This window comes from Flavivirga eckloniae (assembly GCF_002886045.1).
GTDB classification, from domain to species: domain Bacteria; phylum Bacteroidota; class Bacteroidia; order Flavobacteriales; family Flavobacteriaceae; genus Flavivirga; species Flavivirga eckloniae.
Genome location: NZ_CP025791.1, coordinates 5439632 through 5464737, shown reverse-complemented (window position 1 = coordinate 5464737; position 25106 = coordinate 5439632). Strand labels below are relative to the sequence as shown.

At 32.2% G+C, this 25106-nt stretch carries 26 protein-coding genes; 8 read left to right on the top strand and 18 right to left on the bottom strand.

Going from position 1 to position 25106, the window contains the following annotated elements:
* From C1H87_RS22530 to C1H87_RS22450, 17 genes are all read right to left on the bottom strand, one after another.
* Complete coding sequence (locus tag C1H87_RS22530; RefSeq protein ID WP_102758369.1) at positions 1–1470, bottom strand: T9SS type B sorting domain-containing protein; 1470 nt, start codon at positions 1468–1470, stop codon at positions 1–3.
* 153 nt (positions 1471–1623) lie between these two features.
* Positions 1624–2937 (bottom strand): hypothetical protein, encoded by a 1314-nt coding sequence (locus tag C1H87_RS22525; protein ID WP_102757986.1) that lies wholly within the window; start codon positions 2935–2937, stop codon positions 1624–1626.
* Positions 2938–3456: 519 nt separating this feature from the next.
* Positions 3457–3903 (bottom strand): hypothetical protein, encoded by a 447-nt coding sequence (locus C1H87_RS22520; RefSeq protein ID WP_102757985.1) that lies wholly within the window; start codon positions 3901–3903, stop codon positions 3457–3459.
* A gap of 427 nt (positions 3904–4330) precedes the next feature.
* Positions 4331–5002 (bottom strand): hypothetical protein, encoded by a 672-nt coding sequence (locus C1H87_RS22515; RefSeq protein WP_102757984.1) that lies wholly within the window; start codon positions 5000–5002, stop codon positions 4331–4333.
* A gap of 79 nt (positions 5003–5081) precedes the next feature.
* Complete coding sequence (locus C1H87_RS22510) at positions 5082–5525, bottom strand: hypothetical protein (RefSeq protein WP_102757983.1); 444 nt, start codon at positions 5523–5525, stop codon at positions 5082–5084.
* Positions 5526–5591: 66 nt separating this feature from the next.
* Entirely contained in the window at positions 5592–6038 is a 447-nt protein-coding gene (locus tag C1H87_RS22505; RefSeq protein WP_102757982.1) for an Hsp20/alpha crystallin family protein, read from the bottom strand.
* A 104-nt stretch (positions 6039–6142) separates the two neighbouring features.
* Complete coding sequence (locus C1H87_RS22500; RefSeq protein ID WP_158655333.1) at positions 6143–6559, bottom strand: hypothetical protein; 417 nt, start codon at positions 6557–6559, stop codon at positions 6143–6145.
* A gap of 12 nt (positions 6560–6571) precedes the next feature.
* Positions 6572–7945 carry an MBL fold metallo-hydrolase RNA specificity domain-containing protein gene (locus tag C1H87_RS22495; protein ID WP_102757980.1) on the bottom strand — a complete coding sequence of 458 codons (1374 nt, stop codon included), beginning with the start codon at positions 7943–7945 and terminating at the stop codon, positions 6572–6574.
* Between the two features lie 11 nt (positions 7946–7956).
* Positions 7957–8799, bottom strand: a complete 843-nt coding sequence (locus C1H87_RS22490) for an ATP cone domain-containing protein (protein ID WP_102757979.1) — start codon at positions 8797–8799, stop codon at positions 7957–7959.
* A 26-nt stretch (positions 8800–8825) separates the two neighbouring features.
* Positions 8826–9227, bottom strand: a complete 402-nt coding sequence (locus C1H87_RS22485) for a hypothetical protein (RefSeq protein ID WP_102757978.1) — start codon at positions 9225–9227, stop codon at positions 8826–8828.
* A gap of 72 nt (positions 9228–9299) precedes the next feature.
* Complete coding sequence (locus C1H87_RS22480; RefSeq protein ID WP_102757977.1) at positions 9300–10139, bottom strand: universal stress protein; 840 nt, start codon at positions 10137–10139, stop codon at positions 9300–9302.
* Between the two features lie 13 nt (positions 10140–10152).
* Positions 10153–10989, bottom strand: coding sequence for a universal stress protein (locus C1H87_RS22475; protein WP_102757976.1), 837 nt, complete (start codon positions 10987–10989; stop codon positions 10153–10155).
* A 24-nt stretch (positions 10990–11013) separates the two neighbouring features.
* Positions 11014–11865, bottom strand: a complete 852-nt coding sequence (locus tag C1H87_RS22470) for a universal stress protein (RefSeq protein WP_102757975.1) — start codon at positions 11863–11865, stop codon at positions 11014–11016.
* A 426-nt stretch (positions 11866–12291) separates the two neighbouring features.
* Positions 12292–12675 (bottom strand): hypothetical protein, encoded by a 384-nt coding sequence (locus C1H87_RS22465; RefSeq protein WP_102757974.1) that lies wholly within the window; start codon positions 12673–12675, stop codon positions 12292–12294.
* A 13-nt stretch (positions 12676–12688) separates the two neighbouring features.
* The gene (locus tag C1H87_RS22460) at positions 12689–13531 is read right to left on the bottom strand and encodes a universal stress protein (RefSeq protein ID WP_102757973.1); all 843 of its coding nucleotides are present in this window, start codon (positions 13529–13531) and stop codon (positions 12689–12691) included.
* Positions 13532–13611: 80 nt separating this feature from the next.
* Positions 13612–14661 carry a response regulator gene (locus C1H87_RS22455; protein WP_102757972.1) on the bottom strand — a complete coding sequence of 350 codons (1050 nt, stop codon included), beginning with the start codon at positions 14659–14661 and terminating at the stop codon, positions 13612–13614.
* A complete protein-coding gene (locus tag C1H87_RS22450) occupies positions 14658–15896 on the bottom strand; it encodes a PAS domain-containing sensor histidine kinase (protein WP_102757971.1) in 1239 nt (412 codons plus the stop codon). Before C1H87_RS22450 ends, C1H87_RS22455 begins: the two co-directional genes overlap by 4 nt.
* Before the next feature lie 126 nt (positions 15897–16022).
* Here C1H87_RS22450 and C1H87_RS22445 point away from each other — a divergent pair, with 126 nt between their 5' ends.
* The 5 genes from C1H87_RS22445 (at position 16023) to C1H87_RS22425 (ending at position 19480) form a co-directional block, all read left to right on the top strand.
* On the top strand, positions 16023–16448 hold the full coding sequence (locus C1H87_RS22445; RefSeq protein ID WP_102757970.1) for a hypothetical protein: 426 nt from the start codon (positions 16023–16025) through the stop codon (positions 16446–16448).
* Positions 16432–16731 carry a thioredoxin gene (gene trxA, locus C1H87_RS22440; protein ID WP_102757969.1) on the top strand — a complete coding sequence of 100 codons (300 nt, stop codon included), beginning with the start codon at positions 16432–16434 and terminating at the stop codon, positions 16729–16731. Before C1H87_RS22445 ends, trxA begins: the two co-directional genes overlap by 17 nt.
* 799 nt (positions 16732–17530) lie before the next feature.
* The gene (locus tag C1H87_RS22435) at positions 17531–17986 is read left to right on the top strand and encodes a pyridoxamine 5'-phosphate oxidase family protein (RefSeq protein WP_102757968.1); all 456 of its coding nucleotides are present in this window, start codon (positions 17531–17533) and stop codon (positions 17984–17986) included.
* Between the two features lie 7 nt (positions 17987–17993).
* Positions 17994–18752, top strand: a complete 759-nt coding sequence (locus C1H87_RS22430) for a GNAT family N-acetyltransferase (protein WP_102757967.1) — start codon at positions 17994–17996, stop codon at positions 18750–18752.
* Positions 18749–19480 carry a DNA alkylation repair protein gene (locus C1H87_RS22425; RefSeq protein WP_102757966.1) on the top strand — a complete coding sequence of 244 codons (732 nt, stop codon included), beginning with the start codon at positions 18749–18751 and terminating at the stop codon, positions 19478–19480. Before C1H87_RS22430 ends, C1H87_RS22425 begins: the two co-directional genes overlap by 4 nt.
* Positions 19481–19612: 132 nt before the next feature.
* Here the strand turns inward: C1H87_RS22425 and C1H87_RS22420 are convergent, their stop codons facing one another.
* A complete protein-coding gene (locus C1H87_RS22420; RefSeq protein WP_102757965.1) occupies positions 19613–20617 on the bottom strand; it encodes a sugar kinase in 1005 nt (334 codons plus the stop codon).
* 761 nt (positions 20618–21378) lie between these two features.
* Here C1H87_RS22420 and C1H87_RS22415 point away from each other — a divergent pair.
* From C1H87_RS22415 to C1H87_RS22405, 3 genes are all read left to right on the top strand, one after another.
* Positions 21379–21888: a hypothetical protein gene (locus C1H87_RS22415; protein ID WP_102757964.1), complete on the top strand. Its 510-nt coding sequence runs from the start codon at positions 21379–21381 to the stop codon at positions 21886–21888.
* 321 nt (positions 21889–22209) lie between these two features.
* Positions 22210–23331 carry a carboxylesterase family protein gene (locus tag C1H87_RS22410; protein ID WP_102757963.1) on the top strand — a complete coding sequence of 374 codons (1122 nt, stop codon included), beginning with the start codon at positions 22210–22212 and terminating at the stop codon, positions 23329–23331.
* A 581-nt stretch (positions 23332–23912) separates the two neighbouring features.
* On the top strand, positions 23913–24836 hold the full coding sequence (locus C1H87_RS22405; RefSeq protein ID WP_102757962.1) for a helix-turn-helix domain-containing protein: 924 nt from the start codon (positions 23913–23915) through the stop codon (positions 24834–24836).
* The last annotated feature ends 270 nt before the right edge of the window (positions 24837–25106 follow it).

Sequence of the window (25106 nt, the reverse complement as noted above, 5' to 3'; positions counted from 1 at the left end):
TTATTTTACCACTGTTATTGAACCTTTACGTGTTTTATTGTCTTCTGTTATTATTATATAATAGTAAACTGGGTTTACTGCTTTAAAACTTAGATCGTCCTGCGGCCAATTATTCTGATAATCCTTGGTTTGCAAGACAATTTCTCCTTGTGAGCTTACTAAAATAACCTCTGTATTTGTACCACTTACATAGGTTTTTGGTATCACCCATGTATCGTTTGTTCCATCTCCATTCGGACTTATAAGGTTTGGTATTTTTTCTACATTAGGGAAAGTTTCTGTAACCTCAAAGAGAAATTCTTTGGAAGATTCGCATCCTACGGTTTGAGAAACTACAGCTTTATAACTTCCTATTTCTGTTATATCGAAACTAGAACCATTGGCTCCTGTAATTAGGTTGCCATTTAAATACCATTCGTATGTTGGACTGGAAGCGGTATCTGTAATATTTACCTCTAAGGCACCACTTGCGGGTATAAGATTAACTGCTGGGGAGACTTCTACATCGATACTACTCGTAAACAGATTGGCATCCAGGTCGATAGAAGCACTTGTTGAACAACCATTTAAAGTAATGTTTACAGAATACTTGCCTGATTGATCGGTTACGTATGTCTGCTCTGTTGCTCCTGATATTTCAACGCCATCTATATACCATTGGTAGGTATTGGCTGAAACCGTGGTAAGTGTTGTAGATCCTAAACTAGCGCAATACGGATTACCTAAACTAGATGTTATGCTACTTGAACCTACAGATACTGCTTCTGTAATGGTTACCCTATTTGAATCTGAAGTTATAACTCCCAAACTACAGGACCCATAATTTGTCTCTACAAAATAGGTTCCTGGTGTGGTTACTTCCAAACTTGGAGCTGTTGCAATAAAGTCCTTTGTATCTGGACCCGTTTCTTTATACCAATTAAATGTAAGCGAAGAGAATTGTAAAGGGGAATTGTTCCCAGGTTCACCTGGATTATCTATTGTTAATAAATAACTTCCACCTGCGCAAAAGACACCTGTTGGTTGTGATTTATTTATAGTAAAAGTCTCATTATGAATCTTATAATAAGCAGGAAACGCATCAGATGGCGAGCTAGTCGCATCTGGTCCAATGCTTCTAACTCTAATTTTATATCCCTCGCCCGATACCGTTATTGGCATAGCCACACTGACTTTACCTGGCGATGCTGTGATAGCGCCCACTGCAGAAGTATGAAGAATCTCAGGACTTGAAAAATCTCCTGTATTATCAGAAAGTTCCAACACAAATTGAGTAGAAGCTGTTAATTCTGCTTGTGTAAAATGAAATATTACTTCATATGAATTAAAAGCATCACTGGCGCAGGCTTTTTCCCATCTTGAAAAACCTTCACCCAACAATGGATGTTGTATGACCATTTGCCCACATAGTTTTCCTGTAACTAACAGGAAAACAACAACTATATAAGTAGTAATAGTAAAATTCCGCATACGATTATTATTCTTTTTAGTTAAAAAAACTTTTAAAAACAATTACCGCTCTAACTATAACATCATTAGAATTCAAAATCACTTTATAATAATTGTTGGTTGGTTTGATAATTAAAAAGGATTGACTTTGACTTTGTGATTTTTCTAAGCTTTTTAATTTTTACTGTTAGCTGCTATTATTTTATTGATACGCAATCTAAAGTCTGGGTTTTTCGGATTATTTAAATCGATAAATGTTTCCGAGTTTTGACTTTTTGCATATACATTAAAAAAGGACCTGTTACCATACCAGTTTTCTAAATCCTCATTGTTAGAGTTGTTTTCTTTAAATATATTTCCTTTACAGTTATTGAAATACATATCAACGAATTTAATTTTCTCCAAATTCTCTTGATTAATCGTTATTCTGTGATCTAGTATAACTGCAGGGTTAAATCCGGAAATAACACTTTTGTTCATATCTAAAGATGCGTGTTCTCCTACGAAAACTGCTTCTTTAATTAAGCCCATCTTGATATGTTCGCTTAAATCATTACTACTATTTAATAATGTTAAGTTTTTTGCTAGTAAGGATGTACCTTTTTTAGTAAAATCTACTTGTTCTTTCTTCTCGTAAGATACTACTTGCAAACATCTTGCTCCGTTACTACTTGACACATATGGTGTTCTAATAGCTAATGAGTTATTTAATGTAGCCTGTGTTCCTAAGTTAAAGTTAAAATCGTTTTTACTTGATCTGTATGAAACAGCCTTCAATAAATTAACTTCACCTCCCATAACTTTAAAGGAGTCTCCTGCACAATAGCTTATCATAATATTTTCCAATACTGTTTTGTTTCCTACTCCAGCTAACAACAAACCATTAAATCCATCTCCACCACCTCTTCTCATTTTCTTTCCTGCATACTCTATTCTTACATACTTTAACACACCAGAATTACCATTAGGGTTATCTCCACCATAATTTGTATATCTATAAGAGGATTGTTCTAAGTTTGGATATTGAGAGGCTACAGATCCATTCCCGAATTTATTTGTTGGAGCGTCTCCTAATATAATTAGTCCACCCCAATCACCGGCTTTTTTAACACTTCTGTTAGAAGTAAATATAATAGGGTCTGTTTCTAATCCTTCTGCAATTAGAGTTGCACCTTTACTTATAGTTAAAGATCCTTTAGATTCAAAATCACCAATGATTACTGTTCCTGGCTCGATGGTTAAAGTCACACTATCTGTAACAAAAACATTACCTAATAATAGGTAAGTATCTCTCTTGTTAAGTCTCATATCTTCAGTAATGGTACCTGTAAGTATTTCGTTAGGTTCTCCATAATCAGCGACTTTCGGTCTGAAGTCTGTCCAATTATCTAACCAATTTTCTGTACCAATTATTCCCTTCTCTTGCTGCGCTGATGCACTCCCGATCAGGAAAAGTGACATCAAAATTATGTAAGTAATTTTTTTCATAACAATATATATTAACACTTGTTTAGTTCAATGCTCAAATCTACAATTAATATCTACAAAAAGCGAATAAATTCGATGAAATGCATTATTTTGAAATAATTACTTACAAATTTGTTCGACGTACTACACGTTTTTGTAATTAAAATTTTGGATAACTAAAATTATAATAAAAACGACTCAGATTTTAAGAGATAAAATCTTGAAATTCTGAAAAAATAAAATCTTGGAAAAATGTAAGCTTCAAAACGCTTAATGTTTACTTATAATTAAATATTATAAACAGGAAATTTGTAATATGTGGCCTTAAAAATACAATTACAAGAACAATGTCCTTGAAAAAAATTTTTAAGACCTTAATCTTAATAAAATAAAAGTATTGAAAATGAGAGAACTAGTTAATACTACATATATATATTCTACTAATATATATAGTAATCTAATCTATAATAAATGTATAAACTTCAGTAATATGATATGAGATAGTTGTTTGTTTGGCCCCTAAAAATATCAATATTTTAATTAGCGAAACTCACTATACTCGTGTAATGCTTTCATTGTATCTTCATAAAATATAATGGCTGCTACTAAATTACTCTTATCTGAGTATGGTAACATGGTCCTTTGGAAATTAAGGGTTGTTTCCAGAAAAGCATCCGAAGCTTCAAACTCGTCATCTAAGGTTTCTCTATTATCTTTTGTATTAGGAATCCCTAAAGTAGACATGGTTACTCCTGGCTTGGTAGCAAACGCAATGTATGGTAAAGTTTTAACAAGAAGTTTGATTCGCTCGATATAAAGTTCTAACAATTGACCTTTTTGCATACGATCTAACTCTTCTTTATCATGGTATTTTTTAATACCTACTTTTTCACTGATGATACTTTTTGGTACATCTTTTTTCTGAGCAAAAGTTGCTCCTGTTATTAAAAACAAACTAAGACTTAAAAAAATAATTTTCATTTTCATATTACAAATTTTCTTGATTATGAATGACAAAACTATACAATTTATCTTAAAAAACAACATTTTGACCGATTTTTTTGCATTTTATCCTATATTTTATAAAAAAGTATAGTTTTGAGTGAGTTACAGTTTCCTATAATCTGATAAAATGAAAATTATTACTTACAGATATATTTGTAACTTTTCTTATTAATAAAAATGCTATTATATATATAGGTATAATAAATAGGATTAATGACGGTTCTTTTAGATTTGTACTTATTGGACAATTTACAAATATATATTTAAAATTGCCGTTATGATTTCAATAAATTAAGGTAATATTTATATGTAGTTTTTAAGCTACGACCTCCACACCCCATACTTCTACTGATTACTAGATCATTACCTTGTCTGTATAATAAATACAGTTTATCATTTTAGGCATAAATTAATTGATAGCTTCCTTATGTAACTCTTCCTCTTTTATAGTTTTTGGGGACATAAGTTGTTGCTCTTCTAAAACAACAACTACTAATCGAACGTAATCGTTTACTGTTTCTGAAATAGATTGCGGGTCTGTAATGTTTATGTATCCTTTCCAGATTAATTCTCTGTCTTTTGTTGGACATAAGCAATATAATGATGTTTCTGTATGATAAACCGTATATTCTTCATAATAATCCGGATTATAATATATGTCTTGATATTTTAGATAGTCTTCTTTAAACCTTAGATGTGTTTTATCGTAACTATCGTAATCATCTTTGTATACGATTTTATCTTCTACTCCTATTACCTTAGTAAATAATACAGCGTCGAAATTATTAGCAATTAAAATGTTTTCTATACGTTTTATATCTTCTTCTGTTTTTTCATCTATAGTGAAATCTGGTTCGAAAACATCTAAACTCATTGCGGCCTCTATACCTCTTGTCTGGTAGGCTTCTTTTAATTGCTTTTCAAATTGATGCCTTGCTTCTACATTTGGTGTCATGCCAACAATTAAAACTTTACTGGATTTGAAAGTATCTATATCTGGATTTTTCCAGTACTCTATAAGTTCTATTGAAGAACATCCTATTATTACTAAAAATAAAAACAACGCCGTTAATGGTTTCATAGGTTTATGGCTTAAATTATTGACTATTGATTATTGACTATTGATTATTGACTATTGATTATTGATTATTGATTATTGATTATTGAAGTAATCGCTTTTGTTTTTCATTCTTCATGATACGTTCTATAGTTTCAAATAAATACTTCTTTAAATCCTTATAATCTTTAAAATATTTATTCATTTCTATTATAAGGACTCTGTGTTTGTTTTTATATGCTTCTTCTTCTTTTAATTGATCTATACCATCTACCAATATTAAAAGTTCATTTTCGTGAGTTTTCACTGTTTCGATTAGTACCTTATTTTTCTTTTTTAAAGTGCTTAATATTTTTATTAATTTTTTGCTGTTTGCAAAATGTGGCGATTCTATTAATTGAAGGGTATACGATTTTATGAGATTCTCGAAAAACTGTTGCTCGTCCTTTATAAAACGTAATTCCGATAACCACCTGCGCGATGCTTCATGCATGACATCTGCATTAAGCCACTCTACGTATTTAATTACTTTTGGTTTTGCTTTCATTGCGATTAAGTTTTAACTCATCGTAAGAGCAGAAAAAACTTTAAAGTTTTTTTCTGCTCTTTAGGTTTAAGCAATTTCAATTATTTTTTTTGGTAATTGTTTTGCTTCTTCGTTTTTCAACAATTTCAATGTTAGAATACCATTTTCGTAAATGGCTCTTACTTCTTCGTTTTGATTTACTGAGATTGGTAATTTTAAAGATCTTTTAAATGAATTGTAACTAAACTCTTTACGAGTATAACCTTCATCCTTCTCTTCTTCTTCCTTTCTTTTTTCTCCACATACATGTAACATGTCGTCTTCGATTGTAACCTCAAAGTCCGTTTTGTTAAATCCGGGAGCAGCAAATTCAATTTCGAAGCTATTATCGTCCTCCTTCACATTCATCGCTGGCATTAGACTATCTTCTCCAAAGAAATCATCGTTAAAAAAATCATCATGGCCTAAAAAATTTTTTAGACCATTATTCCAAGGGAATAATCTGTTCCGATTGTTAAATCTAATAAGTGTCATGGATCTAATATTTAAAAGTTAAACTTGTATAGTCTCTAACTTAATGATATGAAACATTTTACCAAATGATATCCATCAGTTTGACAAAGATTTTTTGTGCTTAATTATCTTATTACAACTCTTTTAATATAGTCGTACAGTTGTATTTTGAATTTGTTTGTTTCTTCTAAAAAAACGGTAACGTCGTATTCTTTTTTCGAGTGTATTTCAATAAAAACATGATCGAAATTTATATCGTCGCTTTCAAGATATATTTCAATGTGGCTCTCATGGGATATTAAGCTATCTAAAATCTTATTGCTTTCGTTGGTAATATTTCCTATTTCTTCTTTATATAATAGCAGCGTTTCGAATAAGTCATTGATTTCTGGGTTAAATATATTAGCCTCTAACAAACTGCTTAAAAAGGCAAACTCTTGTTGTAAAAAGTTTATGCGTTTTTTCCATTTCTTAGTATCGTTAAGTAATTCTTCTGCATTCATATCCCGATAAAAACTTCTGAATTCGGTTGTAGTATTCATAATTCTTTTTATTTATATAATTAGTGTTTCAGTGTCATGTAATTTAGGGCTGCTTACCTGCCAACCGTATGTATCTTTAATTTTAATGCTTAAACTTTTTAAGGCTGATGATTCGCCGTGGATTAGAAATACGCTTTCTGGAATATTCTTTACACCCGACAACCAATTTATAAGGCCTGGTTGATCTGCATGTGCCGACAAGCTTTCTATATTTTTTATATTGGCTTTAACGGGATAGTATTTTCCGAAAAATTTAATATCCTTTGCGCCATCCAATAATTGACGTCCTCTTGTTCCTTCTGCTTGATAGCCTACTAATAAAACCGTTGTGGTTTCTTCGTCTATAAGTTGCTGTAAATATGTTAATACACGTCCTCCCGTAACCATACCACTGCCTGCTATAATTATTTTAGATCTTGCATCGTCAATAGTTTCCCAGGTTTCTTTATAGGATTGAATAATATTTACATGATTGCACATCGCATTGTAATCGGAAACAGATAGCTTGTGCCATTTGGGAAATCGTTTAAAAACCTCTAATACATTATTTCCCATTGGGCTATCTACAAAAACAGGGATATTGGGTATTTTGTTCTTTTTGTAGAGTTTCCAAAGTATATACATAAGTGTTTGCAAGCGTTCTACTGCAAAACTTGGTATAATTAAGTTTCCGTTTTTGTTAATGGTATCCTTTATTAATACTGAAAGCAATGCTTCTAGATTCTCATCTGGGTGGTGCTTATCGCCATAGGTGCTTTCCAGAAATAAATAATCGACCCATTTTGGTTTCTTAGGATCGTCTAACAACGCATCGTTACTCCTGCCTATATCACCGGAAAACACAAAACGTTTTCCGTTTATATCAAGCTCAATAAAGGTCGCTCCTATAATATGACCATTATATTGAAAACGATAGGATATTTGCCCGGAAAAGGTTCTCCATCTATCGAGAATTTCTACCCGAAACCGTGTTATCGTTTTTTCAACATCTTTAATGGTATAAAATGGCAATGCAGGATCGTGTTTGGTGTATTGCTCCTCATTTGCTTTTTTTGCTTCTTCTTCATGGATTTTTGCACTGTCCTTAAGTATAATCTCAGCAATAGCCAGCGTAGGTGCTGTACCTATTATCTCGCCTCGAAAACCTTGTTTTACTAGCCTTGGCAAATAGCCAACATGATCTAAATGACCGTGGGTTAGTAATACGATGTCAATGTCTTTAACATTCACCGGGAGTTTATCCCAGTTAAGCTTGCGCAATTCTTTAAGACCTTGAAACATACCACAATCTATAAGTATGTTTTTCCCAAAGGCTTCAATAAGAAATTTCGAACCGGTTACTGTACCAGCTGCGCCCATAAAATGAACTTTAGCACAATGGACCATGTTATTGTTTTTTAATGTTTACAAAGGTGTTTTATTTCGTTAAGTATTTTTTCCTTTCTGGTATTGGAAATGCCTAGATGGTCTAGATAAAAAACGTCTCCAATTAACTCGCGACAGAGCACTATATCCCTGCTTAATAAAAATTGTTTTTCTCTATTGGTAAGTAGCGTAGATACGGTTATTGGGTACAGCCCTAACCTATCTATTCTTTCTTTTAAACTGTTTCCTTTCGGATAATCCCAACTTAACAAGTATAGTCCAATACAATTGCCATACGCCAAAGCGTCTTTAGTAAATCTTGTGTTGGTTACAACCCAACATGATGATAATGTGGTTTCTTTTTTGGTGCTGGAATGCCAATTCGCTTTTACATCGTTATAACGCGAACCAATGTACAAGGGTACCTTTACGTTGCAGTTTAGCCCTTGCTCTCCATGAAACTTACATTCTATTATATGGGTTTTGTTATTCTTGGTGGCTATAACGTCTATTTCGTGGTTTACGCATTTGCCCTGCAAGGTTTTATCTATTTGAATTTCGTAGCCTGAGTATTTTAAAACAGCTCCAATAAAACGTTCGAACGGAAAACCCGTAGGCCCTAATTCGTATATCGCTTTTTTAAGTTTATATCTTGAAGCAAAATAACTCTTCTTTTTTTTAAGTAAGGCAAAAGCCCGGTTATATATTTCTTTGGTTGAAATGCCTGAGTATAATTCGCTTATTACAGTATCGATTATTTGTTGAACAACGGTATCTTCTGCCCCTGTATTCGTTAAAGAATTACGAAGTTTTTCTAATGAGAATTTTACTTTTTCTCCTGATGATTTAATGATATCGATACTGTTTTTTTGCATGCTATCAATAAAACCGGTTTTTAGTGTTATTTAAAAAAATCTCTTACCAATGCTTTTACTTGATTATCCGTCATACTATCTGCTCGCTCTACTTCTATCACCTTCTTGTCTATACCTGTATAATTTAGCTGTAGTTCTTTTTTAAATTTCTGAAACGTTTCTGCAGGTCCAAAAATGGCTATTTTTCCAGATTCCTTTATATGGGGTATAATGTTTTTAAAGTAAGTTCTTAGCTGAAACTTTTCCCGCTCCATATACTTACTATCGTGTACAACATCCTGAGGCCCGCCTTTAAATCTAGTACCTGAGCCTCCTGTAACATGATGGGTATCCACATCAGATTTTATAGTAACAAACGTCTCTTCTTCACCATTAATAGTAACGATATGTGCTTTTTCTTTATCTAACCAAACTCCGGATTTTTTCATTTATTAGGTGTTTTTAAAAATTACTACTAAAGTTAATTTTTACGCTTTCGAAATCATATGATAAAAGTCATTTTAATCTGGAATTACCAAAAAAGGTACTTTAGGACTAAAGCCTATTGTTTTAATAACTGGTTCGTTAACGATACTTTCTATAAAACTGTGCTTGTAATTAACCATAGCAAGAACATCTATTTTTAGTTCTTCTATAAAATCATTGATTTCTACTGCCTTTTTTGAGTAATCTGGCATCCAATGAAAACTATGTTCAAAATCTTCCAAATAGCTCTGCAAGGACGAAATGTTATACTCCTGTACTTCATTTAATTTAGTTTCTGCATTAATGTGCACGATACGAATCTCAGAATTATAGAGCGCCGCCAGATCTTTTAACGGTTGTAATTCAACTTGGCCATAAAATCGGTTAAAATCGGTTGGAAAAGCAATCTGTTCTGGTTTAACAAAATCGTAATCTTCTGGAATTATTAAAACGGGGCATTTCCTCATTTTTTTTATAATTCTCACGGTATTACTACCAAAGAAAACCTCTTTAGCTCCTGTTGCCCCTTTGGTTCCCATAACAACTAGATCTATAGCATACTTCTCTACTGCTTTTTGTATGCCCGTTTTTAAATCTTCCAGACTTAGTATGGTTTCAAACTCATGGTTGGCGTTGGCATTGGCATTTTCTGCTAAATTCTTTAATTCCAACAGTTCTTTTATAGCGTTATCCTTCATGACCTTCACAATTTTATTGGACATATCGGACATTGCTGATACTTTTAAATGTGCAGAATTTAAAATGTAAAATGTACAAGGCTCGTTTGCATAAAGTTTTAATGCGTAAACAATTGCACTCCATGAATTATCTGAAAAATCGGTGGGCAATAAAATATTCATATTTTTTGTTTCCATTGCTTTTTGTTGTTTAAGAAGGAATCACTAAAAATGGAATCTTTAAATGAAATCCTATATGATTAATTAATTTTTTAAAGAATAAATTTTCGAAAAAGGAGTGCTTATTATTAATCATAATGAGCATGTTAACTTTATTTTTCGTTTGAAACTTATTAATTGCATCTTCTACATTTTGATTGCTAACATCGTGAAAGAGACTTGTTGTTTCATTTAGCTCATGTTCTATAAGCTGCTTATTCTTTTCTTGTGTTTCAGATAAATCGTAACCGTACGATACGTGTAACACATTAATTCTAGATGTATGTTTTTTAGCAATTTCGAGAGGTAATCCCAAATGTTTGTTTTCGAACGCAACTTCGTAATCTGTTGGAAATAATACTTCGTGTGGTTTTTCGTAACTAAAATGATCTGGAATTGCCAAAACCGGACATTTCACCTGGTTTAATACATGTACCGTATTGGAACCAAAGAGTACTTCTACAGCCCCTGTAGCTCCTTTTGTTCCCATAACAATAAGGTCTATTGATTTTTCCTTAACCTGTTCTTTTATTTCTGGTATTAACGAGTTGAATTTAGATAGGCACTCAAAGCTATGGTTGGGATTATTAAACGTCTTCTTAATTTTCTCATAAAAAGCTTCCAGTTCTCGTTTTGAAACTTTCTTAATAGAATCTGCTAAACCAAACTGGGACGGATTCACTAAAACATATTCTACATGGTAAACAACAGGTGTGTACGTATTAAGCATATAAAACGTACAGGTGTCGTTTTTAAACAATTCCAAAGCGTACTTAATCGCATTCCAGGAATTATCTGAAAAATCTGTGGGTAATAATATCCTTTTCATAATTATAAGTTTAAAATTGTTTTACTAAGTGTCTCTCTTTATATTCTGTAATGCCAGAAATGGAATATTAATATTCAACCCTATTTTATCGAATCTGGATTGAAATAGTATATTTTCCAGATGGGAATGTCTCGTATTAACCATAACCAGCATGTCTATAGCTTTTTCGTTTATATATGCGTTAATGGTTCTTGTTATTTGTTTCTTTTTTACGGTATAAAAGTTGACGTTATTTTTACGAAGCGATTCTGCTACAAAAGCTTTGTTATCTTCTTGTCTTAATGATAACCCATCATTTATTGAAACGTAAAGCATGTCTATTTTAGCCCTAAAAGGAAATAGCATTTCGCATAATAACTTAAGCTCTCTTCTCTTAAACGGAATTAAATAGTTTGTTGGAAATAGCACATGCTTAGGTTGGGTATATTTATAGCCTTCTGGAATAGCCAAAACGGGACATGCTACGTATTTTAATACTTGCAACGTATGGCTTCCAAAGCTTAGTTTCCTATCGTTGGTCTTGCCACGTGTACCCATAACTATAATGTCTATATTTTCTTCGTCTACGATCTTATCGGCTTCGTCTACCAAAACATTATTTGAAGCGATAATACGATAGCTAAATCTGGGGTTAGGACACCTTTCCTTAACGTCTTTTAAGGTAGTTTCTAATTCTTTTTGAGATTGATCGCCAACAATCTTGGTCGTTTCACTTAATGCTTCTCTAGTCAATAAAGCTTCGTCTGTATAAATATCGTCTTGAAACGCATGCATGAAATAAAAGATACACACCTCATACTTAAAAAGTTCTAAAGCATAATTAATAGCATTTGTAGCATTAGCCGAAAAATCTGTTGGAATCAATATTTTTCTCATAACTCTATTATTTATAACGAACCTCTTAAAAATAACACCCCTACAAAAAAGATACAATGATATTAATCAGATAAGCTTATTGTATTGTTGGAAAAAATTTGAGAAAATGAAAATGGTCTGGAAAATCGACCTTCCTTGCAGAAGCAGGGAGCAGAAACTCCCTGCTTCACAAAAAAGTTTAGTGTTATTATTTAGTTGATTTTTAAAACCTTTTACTGCTAAAGAACAATTAAAAGTATATTCTTGAACAATAACACTAATCCCTTTGATTGTCTATATTACTGCGTTTATATAGACCAAATCTTAAATATCTATTATGAACTTTATATCATGAGGCAAATGTAATGCGCAAGCCCATACTTAAATATGACTTTTATCACATTCTTAAAAAACATGGTATTTAAAATGTATTCTTTTGATGGTTTACTATGGTAAAATATTGTAGCCCATACTAAGTAAATAAATGCCTGCAAAAAACAAAAGCATATAAATAAGTTGTACCAGTTTAATATTAATAAAGGCTAACCACATTACCGTTTTTTTAGGATACACAAACAACAACAATCCTTCTAATAACGACAACCAACCTATTAGGGTTATAATAAGTTTATAGTTAGGTTCCCAAATGTTATGAAACAAAATATTTAACAGCCCTACAATAATGGCTACAAAGGCTGTAATTATTAAAAATTTCTCATCTTTTAAATCGTTAAATATTTGTTTTATCCGCTTAGGATTAAAGCTTAATATGAGAAAAAAAATGATGAGATACCAACCCCAAAATTTTGCTAAAAAAAGTGAACTGTCCATAATATATTTATATTTATTCGTGAAGTACTAAAAAAGGTATGTCTGTATGATAACTTATTTTTTCTACTCTGGTATGAAACAATATTTGCTGAAAATAGTTTAGGTTTTTTGCCACCATGACAATCATGTTTATATCCCTGCTTTCTACGAAACACTGTATGGCATCTTCTACTTTCTTATTGTTTAAAAAATGAAAACTGTGTGAATAATCATTAAAAAAATCTTCTATAATCCCTTTGTATTCCTGCTGATCGTCATTTAAGTCATCACCATTTCTGTTTATATGCACGATACGTAAAAAAGCCCCAGTTTCTTCAACAATTTCCGAAATGGGTTGCAGCGTATTTATGTTGTACGATAGCGAAAAATCTGTTGGGAAAGCCACTTCTTTAATTGCAGCATACAACGTGTTTTCGGGTACCACTAATGTAGTGCATGGTACCTTTTTAATAACATCACCCGTATTACTCCCTACAATGTATTCCTTTAAACCTGATGCGCCTTTGGTACCCATTACGATCATATCGATTTTTTTATTTTCGATATGCTTTCGTATAGAATCTATAAAAAAATTGTAATCTGTTAGTGTATAAAACCTATGATTTTTACGAGGGCTAAATTGTTTTGCTATCTGCTTTAACAATTGCCTTAATTGTTTTTTTGCCGGTTTTAAATAATGAGTATCTGTAAGCTCTGGAGTTAACCCATAGGGCATCTCCCCGGTTTCTAAATTATTTGATCTGGTAACATGTAATAAATAAAAATCGCAGGTGGTGTTTTCAAAAAAATTAAGGGCATACCTTATCGCATTCCATGAATTCTCCGAAAAGTCTGTTGGTAATAGTATATTTTTCATTGAGACCTCCCTTTTAAAATATAAACAAAACTAAAGGGAAGCTTTATCTTATGAAATGATATTCATCAGGATATCAGGTATTAAAACACCTGTTGTAGCTTTTCTAAATCTAGTATTTTAATATGTCTGCCTTCAATATCGATCAAACCCTGCTTTTTAAAATTTGTCATGGTTCTAATTAATGTCTCCGTAGCAATGCCCGCAACACTTGCCAAATCACTTCGGGAAATTTTTATAGGATCTTCTGGCTTTCTGTTCATTTTTTTTGCAAACTCAACCAATGTTTTTGCGGTTTTTTTGTTCACAGAACTGTAAGCCATTTGTAGTAATTGATTTTTTACTCCAGCTAAATTATCGGTAAGTAACTGTATGAGTGCTATCGCAACCTCATGATTGTGATCTAGTAAATCCCTGAATTCGCTCTTCGATATTGCTGCCAACTGTGAATCTTTAATAGCTTTTGCCGTTTCCCGGTAAGGTATATTTTGAGCAAACGAGGTATACCCAAACAAATCATCTTCTTTATACAAAGCTGTTGTAAGTTCTTTACCTTGCTCATTTAATTTATAGGTTTTTATGAGCCCCTTTGTTATAAGGTAAATAAAATTGGAGTGATCACCTTCATTGTAAACAATATCTTCGCTATTGTAGTTGTACTGTTTTCCGTTATCGTCAAAAAAATTCTTTAGGTCGTTAAGTGTTTTAATTTGGTTTTCTTCAGTCGTTTGGAGAACTGGTTTATCTCTCCAATCCTTTAAGATTGAAGCTTTAGCCAAACGGCTTTCTATAGTACATATAAGATCTTCTTCACTAAAAGGTTTTGTAATATAATCGTCTGCCCCCATATTCATACCTTTTCTTATATCTGTATGTTCTGCTTTTGCAGACAAAAAGATAAACGGAATGTACTTTGTTTTCTCATTTTCAGACAGTATTTCGAACACACGATAACCATCCATTTCCGGCATCATAATATCGCAAACAATAACATCTGGTATATCGTTAACAGCTAAATCTACCCCTACTTCTCCATTTGGCGCCGTAATAACCTCGTAGTTGGAAAGCTCTAATAACTCCAGGGTATTTTCCTTTAAAACAGTATCATCTTCTATTAACAATACTTTTTTCATAGTTCTAAACGGTTGGGTAGTTTTACATAAAATGTTGTTCCTACATTTTCTTTACTTTTAAAAGAAATAGAGCCTCCTAAATTTTCCAGATGCTGCTTTACAATATTTAATCCGATACCAGTACCTTGTGTTAACAGCACATTCTCTGCCCTAAAATAACGGTTAAAAATATTTTTTTGGTCTGCTTCCGGAATACCAATTCCGTTGTCCTTTATTTTAAATGTCGTTACCTTATCGTCCTGTTTTATATCCATATCGATTATAGCATTTTCCGAAGAGTACTTTATGGCATTATACACTAAATTCGATAAGATCAATTCTACGATTTTTTCATCCTGAACCAACGAAAAATCATCAATGTTTTCTGGGTAGTTAATCGTTTGCCCATCCTTTAACAGCATATTGGCATAGTAAACTACCTCATTTACCACCTTGCTTATTTTAAACGTTCTGGGGCTGTATTTTACCCTGCCTTTCTCTAACCGCTCAATAGATAAAAAATCATTTAAGATATTATTGAGATAATGCACCTTATCGCCAATAATTTTAATATGCTTATCTCTTTTTTCCTGTTCTTCGGAAAGCCTATACTTGCTCAACAGCATGGTAGAGGTTAATATACCACTTAATGGCGTTTTAAATTCGTGCGACACTAACGACAAGAATTTTGTTTTCAACTCATTAAGTTCGCGTTCTTTTTTAAGAGCAATCTTGGCATCTTTCTCGGCTTGAATCCGTTTTTTATTCTCGTTATCAAGCTCAATATTCACAGTTTTAAGTTCTGCTACCACCGTTTTTAATTCCTTTGTTCGGGTTTCTACCTTCTTCTCTAGCGCAGCGTTTAAACTTTGTATTTTTTTTTCGTATTGCTTGCGAATAGAAATATCGGTAACTAAAGCTAATATATAAGCCTTGTCGTATACCTCGAACGTGTTTAACCCAATTTCAACAGGAAATACTTCTTTGTTCTTTTTTACGGCGTATAAATCCCTTCCTTTACCCATTTCGCGGGTATCTCGCTTCGTAATAAACTTTTGGGTTTGTTCCTTATGGTATGCGTGGTATTCCTTAGGAATAATAATGCTTAGCGGTTTATTTATAATCTCATCTGCCTCATAACCAAACATTTTTTTTGCCGCAGCATTTGAGGCCACAATTTTTTGATCTTCATCAACCACAATCACGCCTTCAATGATAGCTTCAAATAACAAATTAAAAACATCATGCTGAAACATAGCGACAGATTAAATTGTAAGGTATTATTTCAAATTTACGAAAAATGAATTTGGATTTATACTGATTTATATCATTAATAAATAACTATTAAGTCCTTAGCTTTGCTTATCTATTGTGCTCTTAATATGAATGCCGATAACTCCATAGCAATGCTTTTTTACCAAAACCTTGGCAAACTGTTTTATGCTGTTGCTTTTGCAGATAAAAATATTGAAGCTGCAGAATTTGATGCTTTAAAAGAGAACGTCCATCATGTACATGCTATTTTAAGCTTAAAACACCGTGTTCCAAAAGCAGATGCAGAACATTATATCGCTTCAACCTTTAACACCATGGAGAATGAAAACCGCACTGTTGAAAGTTGTTATAATGATTTTATGGCTTTTAAAAGAACCAATGAACCTCTATTCTCCAAATCGCTTAAAATAGCTATATTGAAAACTGCTGGGTTAATCGCTTCTGCGTTTTCCGGCAAAAATAAATCTGAATTGATTATGTTAGCTAAACTAGATATTGAGTTTAAAAAAGACACTAATGAAAAGCAGTTTTAATACCATTATAAATTCGAACACCATTGTTTTAGTAGATTTTTATGCAGATTGGTGTGGACCATGTAAAATGCTCGCTCCTATACTAAAACAAGTAAAAGAAGAACTGGGCGATGCGGTAAAAATCGTAAAAATTGATGTTGATAAAAATCAACCGTTAGCCGCAAAATATCAGGTATGTGGTGTGCCAACCATGATACTCTTTAAAGATAACAAACAGGTATGGCGACAATCTGGTGTACCGAATAAAGGTGATATTATAAACATAATAAAACAGCATTTTTAATGCCTTTAATATTATAAGGTATTTATTGATCTTCGCAACTTTTCAAAATAGAATTTCACTAATAAATAATCCCTCCTTTATTATAGTTGCGGCGTACCCACAACTATGGCAGCATGTTAAATAATAATTTTACAAAGATGGGCACTAATCTTACGAATTATCACAAATGGTCCTAAATACAAATTGTTTACAAATAAGTAACATATGTTTATTTATACGTAAACAACTCTCGAAGCAAGCGTACGAGGCATTCAATTGAAAATATTCTTTATAAATTCAGAAGCAAGCTTCGAGGTATTAGACCTAAGATCCCGCCAGATACTGAAACAAGTTCAGCATAGGAAGCGGGATTAGTTCTGCTTACTATTTTGAATGCTTTGCTTCGCAACTTTTCAAAATAGAGTTTCACTAATAAATTAAAGCGCAGAAATATAAAAGAATTAAATCGGGTCTGGATTGTAAAAACAGACTGAAAGTCTGATTTGTGATTATGAATGGTAGAGAAAGCTATCTATTATGATGGAGGTTTTATTCGTGTAAATCTATATAATTCATGGCTTGATTAAAAAGATGTGGGCGCAGGATTATACAAATGGGGGATGGTAAAAATATAAGCTAGAAAAAACAGAAACTGATTGATATCATTGATTTAACAACTTTAATGGCATAATTTGGTCTGACTTTCAGAAACTATATCTATGGCATTAAAACGTAAAATTGCTGTTTATATCTTAATTGTAATCGATCAAGTTATCGAACAGTTCTCTCATTCATTACATATTCTAAACCCAATATAACGATGATAAAACGATTGGAAAAATACGAATGCAGAGCTTTATTAAGTCATAACTACATAGGGTACTTATCATACATTTTTAACAACAGACCCTATACAATCCCAATTACTTATTATTACGATAAAATTAGGGATTACATTATAGGGTATTCTGGAAACGGGCAGAAAATAAAGGCTATGCGCAACAACAATTCGGTATCCTTACAAGTAGCAGAAATAAACTCTGTAAACCATTGGAAATCTGTTTTAGTTCATGGCATTTATAGAGAGTTTCAAGGCAATGCTGCTCAAATAAATCTTCACAGATTTTCTGAAGGGGTAAAAGAAATTGTTAAAAACATAGAAAACAAAAACCTTCATTATATAAGCGAGTTTTCCAGCAAGATATACAAGGAAGGGCTCCCTATTGTGTTTCAAATAGAAATTGAAGATTTAACAGGAAAAGAAAGAAATTTTTAGCAAAAAAATGAATACAAAAATCACCAATGTTACACCAGATAATGTTCTTAATGAAACACTCTTCTGCATTAAAGACATTAAAAAACCAGAATTCAAAGCCAAGCAAAAATGGTTTGAAAAACGATATGAAGAAGGATTGCAACTAAAAATCCTGAAAGACGAAACCGATAAAATGCTTGGGTATATAGAATACATTCCTGCTGTTGATGCCTGGCGGCCTGTTAATGCGCCTACTTTTATGTTTATCCACTGCATGTATATTTACTCCAAAAAAGATAGAAACCTCGGGCTAGGATCCAAGCTAATAAACGAGGCAGAAAAAGATGCCAAAGAAAAAAATATGGATGGCTTGTGCGTCATGACGAGTAAAGGTTCGTGGATGGCCGATAAACGCATTTTTAAACGACTTGATTTTGATGAAGTTGATAAACGCGGACGCTTCGAATTGTGTTCGAAAACATGGAACCCAGAAGCAGCACCCCCTAAACTATTCGATTGGACTGCCCAACAAAAAAAGTATAAAGGTTGGCACTTATTATATGCCGATCAATGTCCCTGGCATGAAAAATCTGTTGAGGCAATGCTAAACACAGCTATGGATTTTGAAATCGATCTTAATATAACCAAAATAGAAACTGCGCAAGAAGCCCAGCAAGCACCTTCTGGTTTTGGAGTCTTTAGTTTATTGCACGATGGCGAACTACTGGAAGATCACTATTTAAGTGCTACACGTTTTAGAAATATTTTAAAAGCACAAATATCATGATAAAATCTAAAGTAAATGAAATCAGGACATTTTATGAATCCAATTCCGACCCCGAAATCATTAAAAAGTATTCAAGATACTTCAAAGCGGGTTATGATGGTTATGGCATAGATAAAAATGTAGCTGAAAACCAGATTGAAAATTGGATTGAGGAATGGAAAGATGAAATGTCTATTGACAGTTATCTTGCATTAGGTGATGAACTGATTAAAAATGGAAGATTCGATGAAAAACAACTTGCAATTATGTTCTTAAAGACAAAAAGAAAGGATTTTTCAAAAGATACATTTAATCGAATTGGAAAATGGTTTGATTATGGAATAAATAATTGGGCAACTACCGATGTACTTTGTTGGTTTATTTTGTCAAGCTTACTACATGATAAAATTATAAGCTTTCATGATTTGAAATCATGGAACGATTTTGAATCTGAGTGGCAACGTAGAGCTGTTCCTGTAGCTTTATTCGAATTGAACAAAATTACAAAGGATTTAAAACCAGATGATGCCATTGAAGTCATTGAACCGCTTATGCTTGATGATTCTGAATATGTTCAAAAAGGAATTGGTACATTATTGCGCGAATTATGGAAGACGCATCCCGATCGAATTGAAGCGTTTCTTATAACTTGGAAAGACCAATGTGGTAGATTAATTATCCAATACTCAACTGAGAAAATGGATAAGGAATATCGAAAAAAATTCAGAAAAACCAAACCAAAGACTTAGATGGTATAATTATGATCTAATAAATAAAAAAGCAAGCTATTTTCTAATAGGCTATTTCCTGACACTTAGAATAGTTATCAATTTCTTTGTGCGTTTTTAGCATATAGAAGTATTTTCTTTTTTACAGAAAAATTACCTATTCAATCTCCCAGAGGTATTCCCTTCTAAAATAGCTGTTACCTCATCAACAGTAGCTAAATTAACATCACCTTCGTAAGTATGTTTTAAAGCACATGCGGCACTGGCAAACTCCATCGCTTTACAATCATCAAAACGTTGTAAGCCATAAATTAGTCCGGCTGCAAACGCATCACCTGTACCAATACGATCTACAATATGCGTGATATCTAAATCTTCGGTTTCTTTAAACTCCTCTCCGTTCCACATTCTGGCTCTTATTTTATGCCATGACGAGTTCAAGGAGGTTCTTATTTTATCAAAAACCTTTTCTATAGATGGAAAAGCTTTCATTAATTCTTTTGAAGCGGTAATAAAATCATCATTGGAATACGAATAATCAGTACCCAGTACTTCATTAATTTCATTAATACCTCCAATAAAAACTGTTGAAAGATGTAATAGCTCTATTAAAGCCTCTTTAGGATCCTTACCATATTTCCAAAGCCCTCGTCTGTAAGTTGGATCTGCCGAAACTGTCATTCCTTGTTGTCTGGCAAGCGTTAAACCTTCTTTTAAAATATCGAAAGCCCCCTGCGATATGGCGGGTGTAATACCCGTCCAGTGTAACCAATTACCATCTACCAACGCCTTGTCCCAATTAACCATAACTGGTTTAATTTCTGAAAATGACGAATGCGACCTGTTATAAGAAATGGTACTAGGACGCATTACTGCACCAACCTCTAAAAAATAAACGCCCAATGGACGTTTAGAGCGTACAATGGAAGAGGTGTCTACTCCAAACTTACTAATATAGGAAATAGCAGCTTCTCCAATAAAATCATCAGAAACTGCACTTATATGCTTAACCTTGCCTCCAAAATTTGCAATGGAAATACCAACGTTAAGTTCGGTACCTCCAAAAAAGAATTCTACAACATTAGACTGAATAAATTTTTTATTTCCCCAAGGTGAAATTCGCATTAAAACCTCTCCGAAAGTAATGACTTGTCCCATTATAATCCTATTTTTTCTGCAAGATACTAAGGACTGTGATAAAACCATCATAAAAACCAAAAAATTGGTTAACCAATTTATTAATTATATTACAGATGCACATAATTCATTGATTATCATTATTTAAAAAGCCACGCATTTTAAATAATGTTGACAGAAGTAGAAAGTAATATATCTTTCATTCATCATATTTCTAAATCCTTATCTAACAGATGCATAAAAAGCTTAAAATAACGTGAGTCGACTTAACAAGTTGTTGATTTCAATTAGCTACGTTGAAAACACCCCTAAAGTCCCCTCATGGGCAATGTCATTTAGTTAAGAGTTTTTAAGTTCTCAATGTCAGGTTGAGCGCAGTCGAAACCTCTTTATTTATTGATGCTAAAAAGTTCTCGACTGCGCTCGAACAGACATAAATTTCCTTAACTAAATGACATTGCCCTCAAGGGGACAATTTTACCAAGTGAGATTCCTCCCTCGAGGGAGAATTAAGGAGGGTTTTTTAAACACAAAACACCCTATAAGTTTAACAATCAACATTTTAAAATGAAGTTAAATAATTTAAGTCAAACCGAACTCGTCAAAATAGTAATTAATCGACGAATATTATTCTTAATAAAAAAATAAATTCGCATTATTATCAACACTTGGAGAGATGTCTCTAAAGAATCATGAAAAAACTTATAATACTAGTCCTTTTTGTACTTTTAGAAATTAGTTGTTACTCGTTTTAAAGTTTTGTGTTAAACTTTAATCTAAAAATGAAGAATATATTAGCTTATCATGTAACGGTTTTATCGAATATAGGACTTAACTTTCCTAAGTTCTGCCCTGTTTGTGGTAAAAAAAACAATCAATTTGATGTATTTACTATTGTTAAGTCGCGTGGTTCTTCAGAGTTTGAAGGAAAAACAATAATTACTCAAATACTGGAAGATTCTCTTGTTGGTGTTGTCGTTCCAGTTTGCAGCAATACGTGTAAAGAGAAACAGGAAAATCAAATGAATTATAGAAATATAATATATTGGGGCTCTGGCATTGTAGGTATTATAACCACCGTAACTTTAGATCAATTACTGGATCTTAATCTCAATAAGTTATCATTTATATGTATTTGTTCTCTTTTTATCTTACCTATTGTAGTGTACGAAGTCGTTATGTCTCATGCCTACTTAGAAGTTTATGACAAAGGTCTAAATATTGAATTTAGCTTTAAAAACAAAACTTACGCAAAAGAATTCGCTAAACTTAATAATACTTCGGTTACATAATTTTAAAAAATAGTATACCTATTTTGCTTGTTGAACATTGAAAGATCCAGACATTCAATTACTTAATCATACATTTTTTTGAATTCCACTTATCATCTTTTAATCTTCTTACAATAAGTGATTGGGAATGCAACTTATTTAGTTTTTCTTTAAATAGTGCTAGCAAATTCAAATTTGTTCCATAAAACAACTCATACCCTAGAAAGTTGTAAACCATAAATTCTTTCAAAATAGTAAGTTTTCGACGAATAAGTTCAATTTTTTAAAAATATCTTAGACTCAAAATTTATATAAAAACTTAACCATTTTAAAACAAATGTTATGACTAAAATTTTAAAAAGACGCATATTGAATATTCTAACGCTCTTAATATGTATCGGTTCTTTTTCACAAGCCCCTTATGGTAAAGCTGGTATGCAAACAGAGGTTCGGTTAGACACAGCTACAGACTACCCTCCCCATGGTTTTTATGAATACTTACCTCAAGACTTCAACCCTTTATCTAATAAAAAATACCCTGTTATGTTCTTTTTTCCAGGATTAGGAGAAAAGGGAAACGGAACGACAGATTTAAAAAAAATGCTCGATACCGGTGTTCCCAAAATAATCAATAATGGAAAACACTTTCCTTGTATTGTAATTTCACCGCAGGATAAATGGGGCTATCCCTCATTTATAAGAATGTATAACTATGTTGTACAAAAATACCCTATCGATTTGGATAGGGTTTATTTAACAGGTTTAAGTGCCGGAGGCGGGGTTACTTGGAAGGCTGCTGAAGCCCATACGGATAAAATTGCTGCAATACTTCCTATATGCGGTGCAAATATTATTGGGAATCCTTCAGATCACCTACAAAACATGCCTATTTGGGCTCATCATAACTTTAAGGATACAAAGGTACATCCAAGGTCGACCATTACTAATGTAAACCATATTGCCAATAACAATAAAAATGTTATGGAAGTATACCCTTATGGCCCTAATAAAACTGTTGCTAATACAAATTTTACTATGCAATATAATACGATTACGCAGGAATGGTCTGCTGGAAGCGGAATCAACTCTCCCGACCATAAAATGAGCTTTACGCTTTACAAATACGGGGATCATAATGCCTGGGATAAAACATATAGCAATCAAAACGTATGGGATTGGCTTTTTGCCCAAACAAAAAGACCAGACACTTCAAGTACATCTGATTTTAAACATGAAAAGTATACCAAATTTACACCTTTAATTAAAACGTCTTCAGAGGATGTAAATATAACAGCCAATAGAGATATTGATCAAGTTGTTATATACGATTTGTATGGTAATGAAATTTTAAAACAAAAAAATAGCATCATACATAAAAGCAGTATCCCTTTAAAAAAACCTTTAGTTTTTAAGGTAAAATCTTCAACTGGTGAATATGCTTATTTAAAACTAGTTATTAAATAATTCTGTATAAGAGTAAGTAACCAATTCCTTTCACAAGTTGACATATTTGTCTATAAAGCTCCTGTATACTAATTTTCAGGAGCTTTTATTATTTCTGCATAAAATGTACTTTTTAAAAATATGAAAAAATTAGGGGTCTTTATGTAGACAGAATCTTTTTGAAAAGCAATTATAGCTAAATCAATATAAAATAGCATGAATCTTTTGATTAAAAAACCGAATTTCTTCGTTAAAAATACTCGACGTAGCTAGGCTATGCCTGTGTTTTTTTCCTTGAACTTCAATTTTTTATCTCTAAATATTTTATGCCATTTTATATCAACTTAGCTATATCGTTTGAACAATTCTTAATCTAAAATAAGTCTCCTGTTTAAATAAAGGCAAGACATTTGTTTATCAGGCTATTATTAAATTATTTTAACAATTTACGCAGCCTTTACACTATTTTTAGTCTAATTGATGTAAACCTATAATAAAATGAAAACACGATAATCTAACTAACGTAGTCTAAATACGAATTTAGAATATTTAAACTTATGTATTAAGGCTTGACATAAATCTCTAACACCTCAAAATCAAACATGTCCTCTTTTTACAAAAACAACTTTTACGAGCATTTTTCTCGAAAAAATTATAATTCTCTACCAGACTTTCGAACCGACAAAAACTACCTAGTAAGGTATAATACAAAATTTGATTATAGCAAATCCTCTAAAAAAAGTTTAGCCATACTCTATCTAAACAGCGGTTTTGGGGATCTGGTTATCAATGGCGTAAAAAGAAAAATAAATAACGAAAAGTTCATCTTATCTAACCCGAGTGATGGTTACATAGAATATTTTGACAATAAAAATAACAAAAGTATTGATGTCATGGCCTTTGTAATATCGCATGATTTACAAAACGAATTTACTTTTTATGCCTCTGCTAAAAATGCAAATTCACTACTTGATAATCCATTTGGGAAATCTAATGATGGCTCTCTTTTGGTAGAAGGCATATTTAACACACATCACTACAAATCTGGTAAGTTGATACAATCTATATTTAAAACATCAAACTCTAGTGATTTTCAAACTATGTGTCCTAATGAAATTTCAATGCAAGTTATGCAATCAATATATCTGGATCAAGTAGATTGGTATAACGCTGCTATTAAAATCCCAAAACAGAAAATTTCGACCAAGGTTGAAACATTAAAAAGAATATTGACAGCTTATGAATACATTCATGATAACATTAATAAAAAAATTGAAATAGAAGAGCTTTCAAAAATCTCATCACTATCTGGTTATCATTTATTTAACGCTTTTAAAGCGATATATGGCGTGACACCTCATCAATATATCAATAATCAAAAAATGTCTAAGGCTAGTACCTATATTTTAGAGGGAAAACATAGTTTAACAGAAATAGCCATTTTACTTGGTTTCAACGATTTAACAGTTTTTGGTAAAATTTTTAAAAAAACGTATGGATACTCCCCATCGAGACTTTATAAGTAATTAGTGTAGTATGAAAAAGTATTACAATTAAAATTCAAAGAGGGGTCATAATAAAGTTATCGCCAGAAATTTAACCTAATCCATTCTTAAAACTCATTTTTATATGATACCTCTTAAAAAAGAGGCCGCCTTAAAAATGAGTACTAACCTTATTAAGTCTTTTCAATCTAAGAAGTAATTCTCTAGATAAACTCTAATTTGTAATCATTTTTAAAACGGCCCCAATCAAACCTTTTGAAAAAGATACTAATCTAACAAAACAAAAATGTA